This is a genomic window from Anaerotignum faecicola, assembly GCA_024460105.1.
Taxonomy (GTDB): domain Bacteria; phylum Bacillota; class Clostridia; order Lachnospirales; family Anaerotignaceae; genus JANFXS01.
The window spans coordinates 421,119-441,362 of record JANFXS010000001.1 but is presented as its reverse complement, the minus strand read 5'-3'; the positions used below and the strand labels follow the sequence as shown (position 1 = coordinate 441,362).

The following is a 20,244-nucleotide window of genomic DNA, read 5'->3' as shown; positions in this document are numbered from 1 at the left end:
GGGAAAGCGGAATGGAAAAAATTAAGGTAGGCATTATAGGCCCCGGAAATATCGGGACGGATTTGATGTATAAGGTCATGAAAAGCAGAAACCTTCAAATGGATTTTATGACGGGTATTGTTGAAAGCGAGGGGCTTAAAAGGGCCGAAAAGCTTGGATTTAAAACCTCGACAGAAGGCGTGAAGGCTGTCGCCGATGATCCGGATGTTAAAATTGTATTTGACGCCACGCTTGCCAGCGCGCATATGGCAAACGCCCCGGCGCTTAAAGCGGCAGGCAAGATCGCAATCGATATGACTCCGGCGGCGGTAGGGCCTTATGTAGTGCCGTGCGTAAACCTCGACAGCATACAGGATGCCGACAATTTTAATATGGTTACATGCGGCGGGCAGGCCACAATACCCATTGTAAACGCCATAAATGAAACCGCCGACGTGGAATATGCCGAGATTGTGGCAAGCATTTCTTCAAAAAGCGCCGGCCCGGGAACGAGGGCAAGCATTGACGAATTTACCCAGACGACAAGAAAGAGCCTTGAAATAATAGGCGGCGCGGACAGGGCAAAGGCCATAATAATACTTAACCCCGCAGAGCCGCCGGTTATGATGTGCAATACGATCTATACGATAGTTAAAAATCCTGATGAAAAGGCTATAATTGAAGCCGTTAACAAGCGTGTTGCCGAAGTTCAGCAGTACACGCCGGGATATAAGCTCAGGGTTCCGCCTATCATAGACGGCAATAAAGTTACGGTTATAGTACAGGTTGAAGGGGCGGGGGATTTCCTGCCAAAGTATTCCGGAAATCTTGACATAATAAATTCGGCCGCCGTAGCAGTTGCGGAAAAACTGGCCGCTAAAATGTTGGGCGAACGATAAGGGGGAAAATAAAATGGAAAAACGGAAAATAAACATTGTAGACACAACCCTGCGCGACGGCAGTCACGCTGTAAGCCACAGCTTTTCCCCGGAACAGGCGGCAAAGATTGCCGGCGGGCTTGATAAAACGGGAGTCGATATTATAGAATGCGCCCATGGCGACGGCATAACGGGTTCAACCATTAATTACGGCTTTTCAAAGTATAATGAAATGGATTTGATAAAGTCTGTGAGCGGAGTTGTTAAAAATGCAAAACAGGCAATCCTGCTTATACCGGGTATTGGAACTATCGAGGATATGGAAGAAGCGTATGAAAACGGGGCCCGTGTTGTGCGCGTTGCAACGCACTGCACAGAAGCCGACGTAGGCATACAGCATATAAAGGCCGCCAAGAAAATGGGCATGATGGCCGTGGGATTTTTGATGATGGTACATATGGCGGAGCCGGAAAAACTGCTTGAACAGGCCAAGATTTTTGAAGCCGCCGGGGCGGATTACATAAACCTTGCCGATTCGTCGGGATACCTGCTTCCTCAGGATGTAACAAGCCGTGTCGGAACCCTTGCGGAAGGCCTGAATATTCCGGTAGGTTTTCATGCGCATAACAATTTAAGCCTTGCTGTTGCAAACTCTATTGCGGCAGTTGAAGCGGGAGCCACATATATCGACGCTACATGCCGCGGCCTTGGGGCGGGCGCCGGCAATACCCAGCTTGAGGTTTTGGCCGCGGTGTTCGACAGGCTGGGATACAACACAGGGCTTGACATGTACGGGCTTCAGGATATCGCAGAAGAAATAGTAGAACCTATTATGCACAGGCCGCAGGTTATAAAAACAGCTCCGCTTATGCTGGGGTATGCTGGGGTTTATTCAAGTTTTCTTCTTCATACATACAGGGCGGCGGAAAAATTCGGGCTTAACCCGAGGGATATACTTGTGGAATTGGGAAAAAGAAGAATGGTAGGCGGGCAGGAAGATATGATTGTCGACGTAGCTTATCAGCTTGCGAAGGAAAAAGGCGTATAAACAACTCTTTCCGTCGGCCTTATGTTCCGCCGGTTTTAGCATCATGAAGAAACGGAAAAATAAATAAAAAAATATTGAAAAAAACTATTGACTATTTTAATAAACGGTGTTAGAATACATCTCAATTAAAGAATATAAAGCGATGACGAAGACGAGTAAGCCTGCAATGATATCAAAGAGAGCCGCCGGCGGTGGGAATGCGGTATAAAGTTGCTTGCCGAATGGACTTCTGAGCGCGGCTTGAAAGCTTATGCAAGTAGATGCCGCCGGGAACCTTACCCGTTATAAATTAGGCATGTATGGTTGTACATGAAATGAGCGGCCTTTTTTAAGGCAATTTGAGTGGTACCACGATTATAACTTTGTTTATAACCGCCTCAAGCAGTAATGCTTGCGGCGGTTTTTTTGTTGGCAAAGGGACGTGTACTTATTTTCGGCTTTAAAAATTTAAAATATATTTAAAAATCCGCAATAATTGTATTTACCATATACAAATGCTTTAAAACGGATACGGCGCTTTATATAAATTGCGGGATTTATATAATTTTCACTATTATATAAGAAATTTTATGTTTAATCCCGTCGTCAGAGACATAATCTGTATGTTTCGGCGAGATTGAGGCAGCATTTTTAAAATGAAATTTAATGTATTTTTTCAATGTGTTTTTAACGTTTTCGGCGCGCGGAGTTAAAATGCATAACGTATAAAAATCATATTGAAAGTATTAAGTTTCATGAAGCAAGCAAACTAAAAAAGACAATGAAAAGGGGATATTTATTATGAAGAAGAAAATTTTGGCTTTAGTATTGGCTCTTACAATGGCAGGCGCATTTGCAGGGTGTTCGTCGGAAACGCCGGAACAGGCGCAAACAGGAACGCAGGAAGAAAGCGGGGAGGAGAATGGCGGCGGCGAGGAAACTGCCGGCGGGGAAACATATACGATAGGAATTTCACAGTTTGCCGAGCACGGCTCCCTTGACAACTGCCGCGAAGGGCTTCTTGAAGGGCTTGCGCAGGAAGGCATTGTGGAAGGCGAAAACCTTACGGTGCTTTTCCAGAACGCCCAGGCCGATACGGGAACGGCAGGCCAGATTGCAGACAATTTTGTTTCAAACGGGGTTGACATGATTTGCCCGATTGCGACGCCCAGCGCGGCAAGCGCATATGCCGCAACTATGAATACGGATATTCCGGTAGTATTTACGGCGGTTAACAATCCTGTTGCGACAGGCCTTGCAAATGCCGACGGCACGCCTGTAGGAGAAATTACGGGAACAAGCGACAAACTTCCCGTCGAAGCACAGCTTGAAATGATTAGGGAAATACTTCCAGATGCGAAAACGATTGGAATTATTTATACTACAAGCGAAACAAATTCGGAATCCACAATAAAAGAATATGAAGCGGCTGTTGCCGACTACGGTTTTGAGCTTGAAACGGTGGGCATAACAACTCAGGCAGACGTTCCTATGGCTGTTGACAGCCTTCTTACAAAAGTGGACTGTCTTAACAACTTAACTGACAACACGGTTGTACAGAGCCTTGCAACGGTAATTTCAAAAGCAAACGCCGCGGGAGTCCCTGTTTTCGGCAGTGAAGTCGAACAGGTTAAAAACGGATGCGTTGCGGCTGTAGGCCTTGATTTTGTGGATCTCGGAGTGCAGACCGGAAAAATGGCGGCAAAGGTTTTAAAAGGAGAATCCAAAGCAAGCGAAATGAACTTTGAAACGATATCCGAAGCGGGGCTTTATATAAATTTAGCGGCGGCTGAAAACCTCAATATTGAAATAGACGGGGAATATGCGGCGGGCGCGATTGAAACATTCGATACAATAGCCGGACAATAAGCAAACGGTGTGCGGCAAATAAAATCTTTTGGGAGGACGCGGCAAAATGGGAATACTGATAGGCGTTTTGGAGCAGGGGCTTATATACGGCATAATGGCCCTGGGAGTTTATATAACATATAAAATACTTGATTTCCCGGATTTAACCGTGGATGGGACGTTTCCCATGGGGGCGGCTGTGACGGCGGTGCTCATAACGGGCGGCGCAAACCCATATGCGGCGCTTATCGCCTCATTTGCCGCGGGAGCGTTGGCAGGGGCGGTAACGGGGCTTATACATGTTAAGTTTAAAGTAAGGGATCTCCTTTCGGGAATTATAATGATGACGGCGCTTTACAGCATTAATATGAGGATTACGGGAAAAGCCAACGTGCCGATATTTACACAGCCTACGGTTTTTGACAATCCGGCGGTTAATTCCGTTATGCCTCATGGATTTACGGCATATAAGACGTTTTTTATCGCGCTTATATTGTCGTTGGTTGCAAAATATCTGCTTGACGGATATTTAAGGACGAAATCGGGATACCTTTTAAGGGCGGCGGGCGACAATCCGGTTATAGTTACAAGCCTTGCCAAAGACCACGGCCTTGTTAAAATAGTCGGCCTTGCGATAGCAAACGGCCTTGTCGCCCTAGGCGGCAGCGCAATGTGCCAGCAGCAGAGGTTTTTTGATATATCCATGGGAACGGGAACCGTCGTAATAGGCCTTGCAAGCGTTATAATAGGCACAAATATATTTAAAAACAGCCGTTTTATACGCCCTACAAGCGCCGTTCTTATAGGTTCCATACTTTATAAGGGGTGTGTGGCGTTAGCTATTGCCCAAGGATTTAAAGCGTCGGATATGAAGCTTATTACGGCGCTGCTGTTCCTTATAATACTTGTTGCTACAATGGACAGGAAAAAGAAGGTGAAAGGCGATGCTTGAATTAAATTCAATATATAAATACTATAACCCGGGAACGATTAATGAGATGTGTCTTTTTAACGGCTTTGACCTTAAAGTTGACGACGGACAGTTTGTTTCCGTTATAGGAAGCAACGGTTCCGGAAAAACGTCAATGCTGAACATAATCTGCGGCAGTATACCCATTGAAAAAGGGGATATAAAAATAGACGGGCAGAGCATACTTTCAAAAAAGGAATTCCAAAGGAACAAAATAATAGGCCGCGTATATCAAAACCCGTCTATGGGAACATGCCCAAACATGACTATACTTGAAAACATGGCGCTTGCGGACAATAAAGGTAAAACTTTCGGCTTGAAGCCCGGCACAAACAGGGCGCGGATAAATTTTTATAAAGAACAGCTAAGCCAGCTGAAGCTGGGGTTGGAAGATAAGCTTGATATAAAGGTAGGTTCCCTTTCGGGAGGGCAGAGACAGGCAATGGCGCTTTTAATGGCCACAATGACGCCCATAAAATTCCTTATACTAGACGAGCATACCGCGGCGCTCGATCCGAAAACCGCCGATCTGATAATGGAGCTTACAAACAGCATTGTTAAGGAAAAACGCCTGACCACAATTATGGTAACCCATAATTTAAGATATGCCGTGGATTACGGCAGCAGGCTTATTATGATGCACCAGGGCAATATTGTTATTGACAAAAAAGGCGAGGAAAAAGAAAAAACAGGAATAGATGAAATACTGGGGCTGTTTAACGAGATAAGCATTGAATGCGGCAACTGAATATGAAAGCGCAGAAACCGGAAGCGGGAATTATCCGCTGTCCGGTTTTTTTATTGCCGTAACGGAAGCCGAACGGTATTTTTGGGTATATTGAAATCGCGTCTTTATTATTTTGACGCTGATATTAAATTTGTGCAGGAGTACGCCTTATACTACGTTTAAGTAATTTTGTACAAAACATAATGGATTTTTATTTGTTAATTTTACACATAAATACGTTGCTTTTTTATAGATTTATGCTTGAAAATATGTGAATTTAGTATATAATAACTTGCGGTAGATTTTAGGTGAAAGCAATTCACGCCATATTCCGGGAAAAGGAATATTATCGTTCGTATTAAGTCCGTTAATTTTGGCGGAAGTTGTTTTCGGTTTACAAGGCACATACGTTACACATGACAAATTTTTCTGTTCTTTTGCGTTGCGGATACTTGAATTGCCTATGGGCAAGCCGGAATATTTGAGCCTTGAATAACAAAAAAATTTCACCGTGTGGAGTAAAAGGCGTTCTCAACCGTGCATACCTTTGTAAACCGAAGGTATGCGTTTAAAAGCATAACGGCATTTTATTTTGCGTTTTGCGGTTTTATTTTATAAAAAGGGGATTTTTAAATGGAAACAGACAAGTTGGATACCAAGCGGGGAAAAACATTAATACTTCTGACATGGCCTATCTTCATAGAATTGCTTTTGCAGATGCTTGTTGGGAACGTAGACCAGTTTATGGTTGGCAGGTATTCCCAGACGGGCGTTGCCGCAATAGGAAATGCAAATCAGATAATGAATATGGTTGTAATTGTTTTCAGCGTTATAAGTATTGCCACAACCATACTTGTTTCGCTTTATAAAGGCGCAAATGACAAAAAAAGGCTTGAAACAATTTATTCGCTTTCGGTTTTTGTAAACGCCGTTATAAGCGTTATTGTAAGCGCGGCGGTTGTCGGATTTGCACGTCCGATATTTTCAATAATGCGGGTTCCGGGCGACGTTATGGACGAGGCTGTTATTTATATTTCCATTATCGGCGCGGGCATTATATTTCAAGGGCTTTACAACACTTTTACCGCTATTTTCAGAAGCAACGCCCTTATGAAGGAATCAATGGCCGTTTCGTTTATTATAAATGTTTTGAACATAGCGGGAAACGCCGTGCTGATACCGCATATAGGGATTGCAGGGGCGGCTGTAAGCAGTATTGCAAGCCGATTTATAGGGCTTTTGATTATGATTGCGATATTTAAAATAAAAGTTGACGGACGGATAACATTCAGGCATATGAAACCGTTCCCGTCAGGCCAGCTTAAAACCCTGCTTTCAATAGGCCTTCCGTCCGGAGCCGAAAGCGTGTCATACACCGGAAGCCAGCTTGCGATACAGACAATGGTAAATAATTTCGGAACTCAGGTTATAACGGCCAAAACATATGGAAATATGCTTGTTATGATTTCATATCTTTATACAAACGCCATTTCGCAGGCAAGCCAAATCGTTGTAGGCAGGCTTATGGGAGCGAGGGATGTTGAAAATACAAAAAAACAGGTTCAGCGCACGCTTTTAATTTCACTTTCGGTGAGCCTTGCGGTATCGGCCTTGCTTTATGTTTTTTCGGAACCGATATTCAAGTTTTTAACTGACGACGAATATGTCGTAGAACTGGGACGCACAGTGCTTTTTATAGACATATTCCTTGAAATAGGAAGGGCCGTAAATATGACTATGGTAAGGGATTTGCAGGCTGTGGGCGATATTATGTTTCCGATTGTGCTGGGAGTTATAAGCATGTGGATTTTTTCTGTGCTGGGCGGATATATATTAGGCGTCGCGTTTGGCATGGGGCTTGCGGGGTTCTGGCTTGCAATGGCCGTGGATGAGTGTTTCAGGGGCGTTGCGTTTCTGATAAGATGGTTCAGCGGAAGCTGGCAGGGAAAAAACATAATTGATAAACAGAAATGAATTTATTTTATTTAAGGGATATAAGATTTATACAGAACGCCTTAAAAAACGTGGATAAAAAATTTATGAAATATGTTTTTGGTTTTGCGGCAAATGACGGCATGGACATGAATAACGGCGTCGCCGCTATATTGAAGGAATCTTACAAAGCGTAGCCCGTATGTAAACTGCGCTCCGGGAAAAAAGGTTTTGCAGATGAATTTTTATACTGCAATTTGTATTTTACGGATTGAATGATGAGGCATATGGGCGGAATGTTTTGAGATAACAGTGAATGTAACGGGCCCTGTTTTTATGCCGTTTTGTTAATTGAAAACATTTTAAAAAACAAAAACTGCCGTTTTACATTTTTCGGATGTGCGGCAGCCTTTGTTTTTTGCAGTTTTGACGTTAAAAGCGGCAAGAAACGCACACAATGAGATATATCGGTTTACACGTTAAAGGCGCGCCGAAAAGCTTTTTATATTTCATCGGCTTTTACCGCTTTTTCCGGAAAATCGGAGTAATAGTATACGGTTATATTTTTTCCGATTGTAAGGCCGTTGCACCCGGACATATCGGCGCCGGACGTTATAAAGGATTTTTCACTGCCGTCGTCAAGGCTTAAAGTAAGCGTGTTCATTGAGGCGTCTTTTATCGTTCCGCATGATTTAATAAGATCGCCTTTTTCATCGGAAGTAACAATTATCAATTCATTTTCTGCATTTACCATATCTACGGGAAAAAATTTGCTGAAAAACAACGACGGCACATATGTCAGCCCGTCGGTTAATTCAGGCGCGGCCATTAATTGGGATTTATTGCCGTTGGAATTATATTCGTCTTTACCTATTGTTAATGAAACGGAGTTTTCCCCGTCTTTAACTGTGGCAGTCTGCGTGGAGCCTTCCCATTCAACTTCATATCCCAGGAGACAGGCGGTTTCCCTGAGGGGAAACATGTGGGCGTGGTCTTTATTTTCGTATATATGCCCTGTCAGAGGCAGTGAATTGATTTGTGCCGTATAGTCGCCTTTTTCAATATATGAAGCGAATGCAGGCGAAACCATACAGAGCGATAACGCGGAAATAACTGCTGTAATAGATACTTTTTTCATATTTTCACTCCTGTTCATGTTAGTTGGGCAGTCCGGTTTATTATATTTATAATTTGTACGGATATTTTTTTTAAAAGTTCCACATCTAGGAAATATATTTTCAAATCCTGCCGGCATTTATAAGGCCGTGCTTTGTACAGCAGATATAGAGTTCGCCGCGGCGCATTTTCGGCAGGCGTATTTCGGCAGCCTGTTCAGGATACATTTTTATAATCATTGCCCTGTCATACGACACATATGCGGCAAAAGAAATATAGTGGCTTTTTTCCATTTCATGTTCCATTGTTATATAATAATCCGTTTCAACTTCTTCTATATTAATATTGTGGCCTTCAACAGACTTTTGGGGCATAAGCGCGCCAAGCTTCCTGCCGCAGCAGTATATTTCGCCGTTGCCTGTACCTGATAATACATTTCCGCAGTCCGGGCATAAATAAAATTTAATCTTTTTCATATTCCCTCCGTCATTTAAATTGGGTTCTAAATCGCCAAGAAGTATTTTTTCGATATTGACTCCGAAAATTTCCGAAAGTTCATTAAGAAGCGATACATCGGGGCAGCCGATCCCGCGTTCCCATTTTGAAATTGCTCTGTCGCTGATGTTCATTTTTTCCGCAAGGGCTTTTTGAGTAAGTCCTTTTTCTTTGCGCAGTTTTAAAATAAGCGCTCCTGTTTTGGAACAATCCACTTTTATCACCTCCATGAAATATATTTTATATGTTTTACAATTTAATTTCAACAAACGCTCGGTTGAGTTTTATTTTTATTATGCTATGATGACCGAAACGGAATTTTTTCTATATGAAATAAGAGGCGGACGATCACTGAAATCTATATTTCTTTTAATGTTGACAAAAAATGCGAATAGTGCTAAAATTACTTAGTTATTAGCGATACACAACTATAGTTGTGTTTAGATATTTTATGTTGCATGCCTTATTGCGCTTGGTTGGAGCGAATATTTTAAAAGGCTGAATGTTAAATTGGCAGGAGGGGTAGAAAAATGAAAAACCATAAGTTTTGGGCATGGGCGTCAGTTTTTTGCTTTGCAATGGCAATGTATACAGGATATAAGCATAAATAAAGGGGGAATTTTTTATGTTGAATGATTTGCAAATGAAAAAATTAGGTTTGTTCCTCGGAGGGGTAGCTTTCGGAACGGCAGGCGTTAAACTTCTTGCCAGCAAAGACGCCAAAAGGGCGTATGTGCAGTGTACGGCGGCGGCGCTCAGGGTTAAGGACAGCGTTATGAAAACTGTAACGGAGGTTCAGGAAAATTCTGAAGATATTGTTGCTCAGGCAAAACAGATCAATGAAAAAAGGGCGGCTGAAAAGGAAGCGGCCGTTGTAGAAGACGCTGAAAATAAAGCTGAAGAATAAAAATGGCGGCGGAACTGGATTTGCTTTCAGTTCCGCTTTTTTGTTCAAGCCCCGACAGGGCATGGAGGGATAATTTTGAAATTTATTATTAAACATGAAATTGAAGGCCGTATACGCGTGCATATGGCTCAAAACAATATGTCGTTTAAAGAGGCTGACACACTTTATTATTATTTAAACGGATTTAACGGGATATTAAGCGTTAAGATTTATGAACGCACTGCCGATGCGGCGATTGTTTATTCCTGCACTAGGAAAGAAATAATTGAAGCTTTAAGGAGGTTTAAATATGAAGCGGCGGCTCTTCCGGAAGGAATAGCGGAAAATTCCGGAAGGGAAATTAACGCATACTATAAGGAAAAACTCATATTAAAAATAGGAATGCGTATGTTTATGAAATGCTTTATACCATATCCTGTAAGGGTTATCAATACTGCCGTTAAGTCCATAAGGTATATAGGAAACGGAATTAAATGCCTATTAAGAAAAAAGCTGGAAGTGCCTGTCTTGGACGCGGTCGCTATAGGAGTGTCAATTGCGAGAAGAGATTTTGCAACGGCCGGGTCGGTTATGTTTATGCTGGGAATAGGAGAACTGCTTGAAGAATGGACGCATAAAAAATCTGTGGGAGATTTGGCTCGCAGCATGTCGCTTAATGTAAACAAGGTATGGGTGAAGCACGGAGAGCAGGAAATACTCGCCAATACGGACGACGTTGAATGTGGAGACGAGGTTGTTGTACGTATGGGAGGCGTTATACCGTTCGACGGAATTGTAACGGAAGGCGAGGCAATGGTTAACCAAGCATCAATGACAGGCGAACCGCTGCCTGTGAAAAAAGGCCGGGACGGATATGTTTACGCCGGCACGGTTATAGAAGAAGGCGAACTTGTTATTAAGATTAAAGAAGTTTCAGGCTCCACAAGATTTGAAAAGATTATAAAAATGATTGAAGAAACGGAAAAGCTGAAATCTTCAGTTGAAAGCAAGGCGGAGCATTTGGCGGATCGCCTTGTGCCTTACACATTTTTGGGAACAGCTGCCGTATGGGCTGTAACAAGAAATGTAACGAAAGCGCTTTCTGTGCTTATGGTTGACTTTTCGTGCGCGCTCAAGCTTGCAATGCCGATAACCGTGCTTTCGGCAATACGTGAAGCAAATTCGCGCAGTATAACCATAAAAGGGGGAAAATATATTGAGGCCGTTGCGGCCGCCGATACTATTGTGTTTGATAAAACGGGAACACTCACAAAAGCGCGCCCGGAGGTAAAGGAAGTTATTTCGTTCGGAGAGGGAAGCCCTGAGGAAATGCTGAGGGTTGCGGCATGCCTTGAAGAACATTTCCCACACCCAATGGCAAAGGCGGTTGTGCGCGAGGCAAAAAGAAGGCGCCTTGAACATGAAGAGATGCACTCGAAAGTAGACTATATTGTTGCGCATGGAATTGCATCGTATATCGGAGATAAGAGGGTCATAATCGGAAGCTACCATTTTGTGTTTGAAGATGAAAACTGCACTGTACGTCAAGGATATGAAAAGCTGTTTGACGAACTTCCGACGGAATATTCGCATCTATATTTGGCAGTTGACAGTGTTCTTGCGGCGGTTATATGCATAGAAGATCCGGTTAGGGAAGAAGCGGCGAGCGTTATCAAAGAGCTTAAAGGCGAAGGCCTGAAAATTGTAATGATGACCGGAGACAGCGAACGTACGGCTGCGGCTATTGCGGATAAAATAGGCGTGGACGAATATTATTCGGAAGCGTTGCCTGATGAAAAAGCAGAATTTGTTAAGAAGGAAAGGGAGAGGGGAAACGGCGTTATAATGGTTGGCGACGGTATAAACGATTCGCCGGCTCTCTCGGCTGCAAACGCAGGCGTTGCCATAAGCGAAGGAGCAGAACTTGCAAGGGAAATTGCAGATATAACAATATCTGCTGAAAGTCTTTGGGAACTTGTTGCGTTAAGGCGTTTAAGCGCTCTTATGATGAAAAGAATCGGGATGAACTATAAAACTATACTTGCAGTTAACGGAAGCCTTATACTTCTTGGCGTGGGAGGGGTAATACAACCCACGGCATCGGCGCTTTTCCATAATGCCTCAACTCTTGGAATATGCCTTAAAAGTATGAATAATCTTATGCAGTAAGGCTGACGGCGTTTAATACGGAAAGCTGTTATTATACGATTTAAATGCTGTTTTAACGTGCCATGGTTCTTTCCGATTGAATGTAAATCCGGTTATGCGTTTACCGTAGTGGATATAGGTATATCTGAATGTTGACCGTTTGGAAAAGCTGTTTGAAGCGGTTTTTATATTGCGGCGATGCGTGTTAAACAACGGATGTAAGGAAATAGCCGAATAATATAACGGCATGGCGTTTAAGCCATGCCGTTTATTTTGCAGTGATTTGTATAATATGGGATTTATATAAAATAGTTTATTTGAATATTTAGATGTTTGAAGCCGGGCAATCAGTATTTGCCGTCATAGTAATGCGACGTTTCGCTTTCGCTGCTTTGGCACATCATAGAATCGATGTTTTGTATATGTAACGTATTGTTTTGCGGTTCGGAAGAAAGCGGTTCCGATCCGGTCAGCTTGAATTTTCCAATCATTTCTTTAAGAAGCAGAGCTTGGCTTGAAAGTTCCTCACTGGCGGCGGCGCTTTGTTCGGCTGTTGCGGAATTTGTCTGCACTACGCTTGAAATTTGATCCGTACCTTGTGTAACCTGTGAAATGGAAGTGAACTGATCTTCCGAAGCGGCCGAAATTTTTTGAAACACAGCCGTAATTTCATCTGCATTTGCAACGACATTATCCATATACCGTTTTGTTTGTTCCATACTGCCGCTGCCTTTTTCTATAGATGAAACCATGCCGCCGATAAGTTCTGTCGTTGCTTTGGATGCTTCGGCGGATTTTGCGGCGAGGTTGCGCACCTCGTCGGCTACGACTGCAAAGCCCCTTCCTGCCTGACCGGCTCGCGCCGCCTCGACGGCGGCGTTTAAAGCCAGTATATTTGTCTGAAAAGCAATATCTTCAATTGTCTTGATAATTCCGCTGACTTTGCCGGCACCGGTGCGTATTTCTTCCATTACTTCAAGCGAATGGTTCATTTTTTCACTGCTTTCTATTATTTCGTTGTTTACTTGATTTGCGTTTATGCTGGCGGCCCGGGCCATTTCGGAATTGTTCTTTACAGTTGACGAAAGCTCGGACAGCGTTGCCGCAAGTTCTTCAACTGACGATGCCTGCTCTGTTGCGCCCTGTGCCAAAGCCTGGGCTCCGGAAGAAACTTGCCCGGCTCCTGAAGAAACCTGATCAGACGCCTGTGAAATGTCGCGAATAAGCTGTGTCAGGGTATCTATAAACTTGGATATGGAGCGTTGTATAGGAATAAAGTCGCCGTTAAATTCTATGCTTGGTTTTACTGTGAGATCGCCGCTTGCAAGCCTTCCCATAACGTCGCTTATTTCGCCTACATATGACGACAGGCTCGAAATGCATGATCTCATTGAATCTGCCATTTCGCCTATTTCATCGCTTGCTCTGTATGAAACCGATAAATTAAGGTTGCCGCCGCTTACTTCTTTTAACCCTTGGTTAAGTTCCGAAAGAGGGCGCAGTTTTTTTACTATTATATGGCGCAGGGAAACGGCCACAATTACCGCGACAAACATTAATAATATTAATAAGAACAATATTGTTTTTACGGTCTGTGAGTTATATTCTGCCGACGACATAGATGTAAGGACTTTCCAGCCTCCGTTAGACAGTTCGGCCATAACGCCTACCCTTTTTTCACCGCTTATCTGATAAGCTATAACTTTTCCGCTTGGGGAATCTATTTCGGACAGGATATCGCCTGATGCGTTTAAGTCGCTGAAATTTTTGCCTATAATGCTTAGTTCTTCATATCCGACAATTGTGTTGTCATCGGAAAGCAGTATGCTATGGCCGGAGCCGCCAAAAGACATTTGGGATAAAAACTCCGATAATTGCGCCAACTTTAAATCTACAATTAAAATGCCGTGAAGTCCTTTATCATCATCAATCGGAGAAGCGACAGAAATACACATTTCGCCGGTAGATTCGTCTATGTATGGCTGAGTAACGTATGTAGATTTGCTGGCAGAACTAAAATATGGGCGGGCGCTTAATGAAACATTAAGCCGCAGTCCGTCCTGATTGTAAATGCTGTCTTCCGCAATACTGCCGATTCCTATTCCGAGAATATCCGGATATTTAGACATTGTTTCGTTTAAGGTTTCGAGAATATCTGAAAAATCTTTATTTTCGGATATTGTTGTTTCAATTCCGTCAGCTTTTAAAGAAGCCCTTAACTGTTGGTTGTTTGCAAGCGCTTCCGTAATGCCCGTATATTTATCTATAAAATTTTCAACCTGTTTTTGGGCGCTCAATGTAGTTTGCTGTAAAAATGCATCCTGTTTCCGATTCATACCATGGCCTGTAATATAAATCATAATCATTGCTGAGAGCAGGTTAAGTACGAAAAGTATTGCCGTTGAAAATAAGATTAGTGATGTTGAAATCTTTTTTGGTTTTGTTAATTTAACTTTCTTCATTTTTTTGTTTTTACTCCTTTTTTTATTTATTTTTTAGGCAATTTTCTTGAAGAGCCTGAAATGCATGACGTTTTGTATCAATATGATTATAAATCAGTTTATTATTTCTTTTTGGTCGGCGCGGAGGAAAGAACCTATTATGTGATATTTAATATTTTTTATTCATAATATGCGAAGTAAAAGGCTCCGCCCAATAAAGCGGATTCGGCTTGTTTGGTTTAAAATTTACTATGATAAACGAAAGGATATTAAGGGGGACGCCGACATTTTATTTGGTTATCTGCAGGCTGTGTTTTTCATATGGGATATATAATCCGGCTGTGAAAACCGCAATATTATTTTTTCTATTATAAAATATTGTTTTTGAATAATTAAAATTAGCGTACACTAAATAATTGGTGAAATTATAGCAGATAAAATATTCTAAGTAAAGATTTTTTTCTTGAAAAGGTATGAAAAAAAGAAGTTAGCGATTGTTAATTGTAACGGTTTAAATTATTATATGCAGCTGCTTTTTGGTATGTTTTTATCATTACTGCTTATGAACAGCCTGTAAATTGTATTGCGGAGGCATAAATTAAAAATTCGGTAAAAGCGGATTTATATATTTCATGTATAAAAGCGATAATTAAAAAAATTTTGCATTTATATATTAGAAGCTAGCTTTTATTATGCCATGCGCATAAGGCGGGATTATAAAAATTGTTTTTTATGGCGGAAGAATAAATAACATAAGCATGAAATGGCAACGGCGGCGCTTATCCACTGGGAAGTTGAAATTGAAAGGAACAAGCCGCGCGCCATATCGCCCCTTAGGAATTCAAGCGGGAATCTGCACAGGGAGTAAAGCCCGAGATAAAGCAGGGTTATGTCATATTTACGGCGGGGTTTTTTTGAGTATACGGTTAAAAGTATACATATAAATAAGTTTGCCGCCGATTCCAAAAGCTGCACGGGAAAAACGGATATGTCAGGAGGAAGGCCGGCCAGAGAATTTGGAAAACAGATGCCCGGTATCCCGTTATACGGTATGCCGAAACAGCAGCCAGACATAAAACAGCCGATACGTCCGAAGGAGTGGCCTAAGGGAATAAACGGAACTATAGCCGCTTCATAACTTAAAAGGCTTACACCGGCAATTTTAGCTCCAAGCGCCGCTCCTACAATCCCGCCTGCAAGGCCGCCGTAAAATACGAACCCGCCGCGCATAAGAAGATCGAATTTTCCGTCTTTTATAAGGCTTATAAGCAATTCGCGTGGCAGTGAAACAGATAAATAAAGTATCTTGGCGCCGAAAACAGCTGAGGATATTGCAAATGCCGTTATAATAAGGAGGCCGTCAGCTGAAAGGCCTCCTTTAATTGTCCTTCTGTATGCGAAAAAATATGAAACAATAAGGCCTGATACAAAAAGCAGGCCGTAAACGGGTATTTTATAGTTTAATATATTTATAAAAGGATACATTTTTCCTCCGAGTAAACGAACAGCGCGCAAAAATCAGATATCCATTAAATCCGAACGGTTTATGCACGGCCTAAAATGTGAACGGTGAAAAATTAACCGCATATGCCATGAAAATACGGCAAATGCAGTTATAAACACAGCCGGATATTTTCAGTTGTATTGGAAAATATTTATGCGATTTTGTTTCAATAAGACAAATCCTGCCGCAAACATTTGCAAAGGCAGGATTATAATACAGGCTTTAAACAAAGCTGCCGATTGTAAAAGCGGCTCCCACAAAAAGCGCGCATACGGCAAATATAAGAAGGCATAGAACAAGGCCTACGATAGAACAAATTTTTCCGGCGCGCGCTAATGAAGCGTTGGCCGGATCGCAGCATGCCTTTGAACCGAGTACGATCCCGATTACCGCTAATACTATGCCCACAGGCTGATAGCCTATAAAACTGCAGATAATTGACAATATGCCGAGAACTAAAGATGCAACTGCCATTCATAATACCCCTTTCCGTTAACATTTTTATAATCAGGCATATAATATGCCGTCATTATCAAAGTGTGTTAAATCAGTGCAAGCAGACCACATATACTCCTGAATTGCGCTCTGATTAAAATAGTTAACAATCATAAATATTTTACAATAATATGACGAATTTTTCAATACTGGTGAAATATATTTTGTTTTTAGGTTTTTTTCAGAGTTTTAGTTTACAAGGGCGCACATGCCCTGCAAGGGAAAAATTTCCGTATTTTTGCGTTGCGCACGCTTGACTCAGTATCCGCCGCGCGGCGCGTATACGACTTGAACTGCAAAAAAATTTTTCCTATGAGGTCGGAATGGTTGAATTGGCGTCAGCGTCGTAAGAGCAGGGCAAAGGCGCTGCGGCGCGCGGATATTAAGCCAGACGGATTTAACACAGATATTGTGCCGCTGACGTCCGTCAAAACCGTGTCTGCTATTGTAAACTAAAGCTAACGGAAAAAATAAAACCGGCGCCCCTTTTGGGGAACGCCGGACTGTCACATTTTTTTCGGACCGTTTTTTAAAAGCCAAACCGAAAGTTTTTCGCGCCATGTTTTATTCCGTTTTGCTTCAAGGTTAAGCCCTATTATATTTGATATATAAACCCCCGCAAGTTCGACTTTCACAGTCTTTTTTACAGGAAGGTTGTTATATATATTTTTGTCGCACATCAAAGTTGTGATCTGTGGGCCGACTTTTGCCTTGACAATAGGCATTTTGCGAAGCTTGGCCGATTTCGGCAGCTTTTCGTAAATATTCTTTGGCAGGTTGTCGGCAGTCGGTTTTTCAAACTTTTTATCAATAACAAGTATCGGCGTTACCATTTTATACTGGTTAATAAACGTCTGAGCCTCAAGGTTTTTGGCATAGTTCTTTTTCCCTATGCGGAACATGACGAATAAAGCCACAGCAATAATTATTGATGCGATAATAAGAATATCTCCTACACTTAACTGCATTTATATTTCCTCCTTAAAATGTATCTGATGCCTAACAGTTATTTTACCATGATATTTGTATTTAGGGAATAGTAAATTTAAAAGGAATAAATTTTTTTGAATAAGCTGTTAATTTAAGTAATGTTTTGGTATACTTTTAATATTGCGGAGGTGGGAAAGGATGTCAACACTTAATATTGTACTTTCAATTATAACGGCGGTTTTCGTAGGCAACGTAATCCTTGCCGCTATAGTAGTGTTTTTTGAACGCCGAAACCCGGCGAGCACATGGGCGTGGATGTTTGTGCTGTTTTTTATACCTGTGCTTGGATTTTTTATATATCTTGTATTCGGGAGAAATTCGTCAAAACAAAAAGTTTTTGAGGAAAAAACGGCAAATGACAAAAAAACGCTTTTTAAATATGTGGACGACGACGAGGAACTTGCCGAACGCGTCGTAATGCAGGCGTTCAGCAACGACGGCATCGGTTTGGGAAAAGAATACAAATATCTCTATGACTTTGCAACTTTAAATATAAACAGCGGAAGCTGGCTTACCTATTATAATAAAATGGAACATTTTACTGACGGAGTGCAGAAATTTGATTCGCTCATAAGCGATATAGAAAATGCAAAACACTTTGTCCATCTTGAATACTATATATTCAGAGGGGACGAGCTGGGGAAAAGAATTATAGACGCATTGGCGGACAAGGCCGCCGAAGGCGTTGAGGTGAGGGTTTTATACGACTACATGGGAAACAGGACACTGCCGAAAAACTTTTTTAAAAGGCTTACCGACGCCGGGGGACAGGCGGCGGCTTTCCCCGTGCCGCCGTTTTTGCGCATTAACTGCCGAAACCACAGGAAAATAGCGGTTATAGACGGCGTTGTGGGATATGTCGGAGGATTCAACATAGGAATGGAGTATTTGGGAATGGTAAAGCGTTTTGGCTTTTGGAGGGATACCCATGTAAGGTTCGAGGGCGAGGTTGTAGCCCAGCTGCATATCCGTTTCCTCATGGACTGGAATTATTCATCCAATGACAGGATAGAAAAAAACAGCTACTATTTCCCTAAATATAAATGCAAAGAATATCTTCCGGCACAAATTGTATGCAGCGGGCCCGATACCCAGTGGCGAAATGTTAAAAACAGCTATTTTAAGATGATTAATGAGGCGGAAAAAACAATATTGATCGAAACGCCTTATTTTTCGCCTGACGACGGCATACTTGAAGCGTTGAGGGTGGCCGCGCTTTCGGATATTGACGTGCGTATTATAATACCGGCGCATCCCGATCATCCCTTTGTATATTGGGCCAGCATGAGTTACCTTGGAGAACTTTTGGAAGCGGGAGTTAAATGCTATCAGTATGAAACGGGATTTATACACTCAAAAACCGTTTACATAGACGGGATTGTTGCCACTGTCGGAACGGCAAATATGGATATACGCAGTTTCGGACTTAATTTTGAAGTTAATGCGTTTATATACGATCCAAAAACTGTCCGTATGCTTGAAGAGGATTTTTACAATGATCTGAAAGAATGTACGGAGATAACGAAAGAGTGGTATTATGCAAGAAGCAGGAGTTTTAGATTTAAGGAGGCGCTTTCAAGGCTTGTTTCGCCGATGCTTTAAGCGGCGTATTGTATCGGCGGTTTAGCGGCCGCACTGTCTGATCGGATATTTAGGCGGTTTTTTCATGCGGCGTATTGAACCGTTTAAGGCGCTCTGGGCTTAATATCGGATAAACATAGCCGGCTATGCGGGGATTTGGAGGTATATTCAAATGGGATACTATGAAGAACAAAAGGAAATTTCATATTATGAAGTAAATAACAGGCTTTGCCTTAAACCGGCGAGCTTAGCCACGCTTTTTCAGGATTTGGCCATCCGCCACAGCGACAGCCTTGGATATACTATAGAACTGCTTTTAAAAGAAAACAGGGGCTGGATAATAACGAACTGGCACATTGACGTTTTAAGATATCCGAAGTGCGGCGAGAAAATAAAACTCAGGACATGGGCGTCATCAACAAAAAAGATACTTGCAGAAAGAAGCTACACGGTTCTTGACGACGGCGGCAGTGAAATTATAAGGGCAAACTCAAGATGGGTTTTTATGGATCTGGAAAAAAGGAAGCCCGTTTTCGTTTCGGAAGAAATGCAGAAAGCATATGAAAGCGGCCTTGAAGCGGCTATAGCAGGAGAAAAATATAAAATGCCGAAGGTTTCGGAAGGAAGTCTCATAAGCAGAAGTACGTTTGTTGTTAAAAGGAGCGAAACAGATACCAACGGGCATGCGAATAATGTGCAGTATATAGCCTGGGCTATGGACTGTGTGCCGGACGGCGTATATTATAACGGTTTCGTTTCCGAGTTAAAAGTTGCTTACCGCCGTGAATGTTACAGGGGTTCCCGTGTGATTGCAAAAACATATAAATGCATGGACGGTGAAGACACTGAAATTATAACGGCCTTTTGCGGCGCGGACGATGAAAGCGTAATTTACAGCGAGGTTGTTTCTGTCTGGAAGGGGATTGCGCAATAAGGAACTGCGACGGGGCGTAAAACACCCATATAAAGAAAAATGCGGTATTGCTGCCCGTCAGATTGTAGAAGGCTACGCATATGTCGCATAATGCGAAAAGAACGAGCCCCGCGCAAAAAAGAGGGCGCCTGCCCGCGGCATATTTGAATGCGGAAAATATATCTAAAATAAAACAGACGGCATAAAATAATATAACGTCCGGCAGTACAGTGGCGTTTAAGACATATATAGCGGGTAAAGAGGCGGCCAGTATCAGGGCCGCCGTTAATTTTTTTTCGCTGTTATAAAAAGTA

Annotated in this window: 16 protein-coding genes and 1 other annotated feature; of the genes, 10 read left to right on the top strand and 6 right to left on the bottom strand. The window is 42.3% G+C overall.

Annotation, left to right across the window (positions count from 1 at the left end; translation table 11 throughout):
* The first annotated feature begins 11 nt into the window (after positions 1 to 11).
* The 6 genes from NE664_01960 to NE664_01935 all read left to right on the top strand — a co-directional run bounded on the left by NE664_01960 (position 12) and on the right by NE664_01935 (position 7,403).
* Positions 12 to 878: an acetaldehyde dehydrogenase (acetylating) gene (locus NE664_01960; protein ID MCQ4725427.1), complete on the top strand. Its 867-nt coding sequence runs from the start codon at positions 12 to 14 to the stop codon at positions 876 to 878.
* A 13-nt stretch (positions 879 to 891) separates the two neighbouring features.
* Entirely contained in the window at positions 892 to 1,905 is a 1,014-nt protein-coding gene (gene dmpG / locus NE664_01955) for a 4-hydroxy-2-oxovalerate aldolase (GenBank protein ID MCQ4725426.1), read from the top strand.
* A gap of 133 nt (positions 1,906 to 2,038) precedes the next feature.
* Positions 2,039 to 2,288: a binding site (T-box leader), on the top strand.
* 397 nt (positions 2,289 to 2,685) lie between these two features.
* Positions 2,686 to 3,753 carry an ABC transporter substrate-binding protein gene (locus tag NE664_01950; GenBank protein ID MCQ4725425.1) on the top strand — a complete coding sequence of 356 codons (1,068 nt, stop codon included), beginning with the start codon at positions 2,686 to 2,688 and terminating at the stop codon, positions 3,751 to 3,753.
* Positions 3,754 to 3,799: 46 nt separating this feature from the next.
* Positions 3,800 to 4,684 (top strand): ABC transporter permease, encoded by an 885-nt coding sequence (locus NE664_01945; GenBank protein MCQ4725424.1) that lies wholly within the window; start codon positions 3,800 to 3,802, stop codon positions 4,682 to 4,684.
* Entirely contained in the window at positions 4,677 to 5,450 is a 774-nt protein-coding gene (locus NE664_01940; protein MCQ4725423.1) for an ATP-binding cassette domain-containing protein, read from the top strand. The genes NE664_01945 and NE664_01940 overlap by 8 nt, the downstream gene beginning before the upstream one ends.
* Before the next feature lie 612 nt (positions 5,451 to 6,062).
* Positions 6,063 to 7,403: an MATE family efflux transporter gene (locus tag NE664_01935; protein ID MCQ4725422.1), complete on the top strand. Its 1,341-nt coding sequence runs from the start codon at positions 6,063 to 6,065 to the stop codon at positions 7,401 to 7,403.
* A 460-nt stretch (positions 7,404 to 7,863) separates the two neighbouring features.
* Here the strand turns inward: NE664_01935 and NE664_01930 are convergent, their stop codons facing one another.
* Both NE664_01930 and NE664_01925 read right to left on the bottom strand, forming a co-directional pair.
* Positions 7,864 to 8,499: a copper amine oxidase N-terminal domain-containing protein gene (locus tag NE664_01930; protein MCQ4725421.1), complete on the bottom strand. Its 636-nt coding sequence runs from the start codon at positions 8,497 to 8,499 to the stop codon at positions 7,864 to 7,866.
* Positions 8,500 to 8,599: 100 nt separating this feature from the next.
* Positions 8,600 to 9,187, bottom strand: a complete 588-nt coding sequence (locus NE664_01925) for a helix-turn-helix domain-containing protein (GenBank protein ID MCQ4725420.1) — start codon at positions 9,185 to 9,187, stop codon at positions 8,600 to 8,602.
* A gap of 410 nt (positions 9,188 to 9,597) precedes the next feature.
* Between NE664_01925 and NE664_01920 the strand changes: the two genes are divergently transcribed.
* Entirely contained in the window at positions 9,598 to 9,879 is a 282-nt protein-coding gene (locus NE664_01920) for a DUF6110 family protein (GenBank protein MCQ4725419.1), read from the top strand.
* A gap of 75 nt (positions 9,880 to 9,954) precedes the next feature.
* Positions 9,955 to 12,027: a heavy metal translocating P-type ATPase gene (locus NE664_01915; GenBank protein MCQ4725418.1), complete on the top strand. Its 2,073-nt coding sequence runs from the start codon at positions 9,955 to 9,957 to the stop codon at positions 12,025 to 12,027.
* Positions 12,028 to 12,353: 326 nt separating this feature from the next.
* On the opposite strand, the gene NE664_01910 is transcribed toward NE664_01915, so the two are convergent.
* From NE664_01910 to NE664_01895, 4 genes are all read right to left on the bottom strand, one after another.
* Entirely contained in the window at positions 12,354 to 14,468 is a 2,115-nt protein-coding gene (locus tag NE664_01910; protein ID MCQ4725417.1) for a methyl-accepting chemotaxis protein, read from the bottom strand.
* Positions 14,469 to 15,161: 693 nt separating this feature from the next.
* On the bottom strand, positions 15,162 to 15,932 hold the full coding sequence (locus tag NE664_01905) for a prolipoprotein diacylglyceryl transferase (GenBank protein MCQ4725416.1): 771 nt from the start codon (positions 15,930 to 15,932) through the stop codon (positions 15,162 to 15,164).
* A 241-nt stretch (positions 15,933 to 16,173) separates the two neighbouring features.
* Complete coding sequence (locus NE664_01900) at positions 16,174 to 16,425, bottom strand: hypothetical protein (GenBank protein MCQ4725415.1); 252 nt, start codon at positions 16,423 to 16,425, stop codon at positions 16,174 to 16,176.
* Positions 16,426 to 16,952: 527 nt separating this feature from the next.
* Positions 16,953 to 17,414, bottom strand: coding sequence for a hypothetical protein (locus NE664_01895; protein MCQ4725414.1), 462 nt, complete (start codon positions 17,412 to 17,414; stop codon positions 16,953 to 16,955).
* Between the two features lie 160 nt (positions 17,415 to 17,574).
* Between NE664_01895 and cls the strand changes: the two genes are divergently transcribed.
* Together cls and NE664_01885 are read left to right on the top strand one after the other, a co-directional pair.
* A complete protein-coding gene (cls, locus tag NE664_01890) occupies positions 17,575 to 19,038 on the top strand; it encodes a cardiolipin synthase (protein ID MCQ4725413.1) in 1,464 nt (487 codons plus the stop codon).
* A gap of 151 nt (positions 19,039 to 19,189) precedes the next feature.
* Positions 19,190 to 19,951, top strand: coding sequence for a thioesterase (locus tag NE664_01885; protein MCQ4725412.1), 762 nt, complete (start codon positions 19,190 to 19,192; stop codon positions 19,949 to 19,951).
* Positions 19,952 to 20,244: the final 293 nt, after the last annotated feature.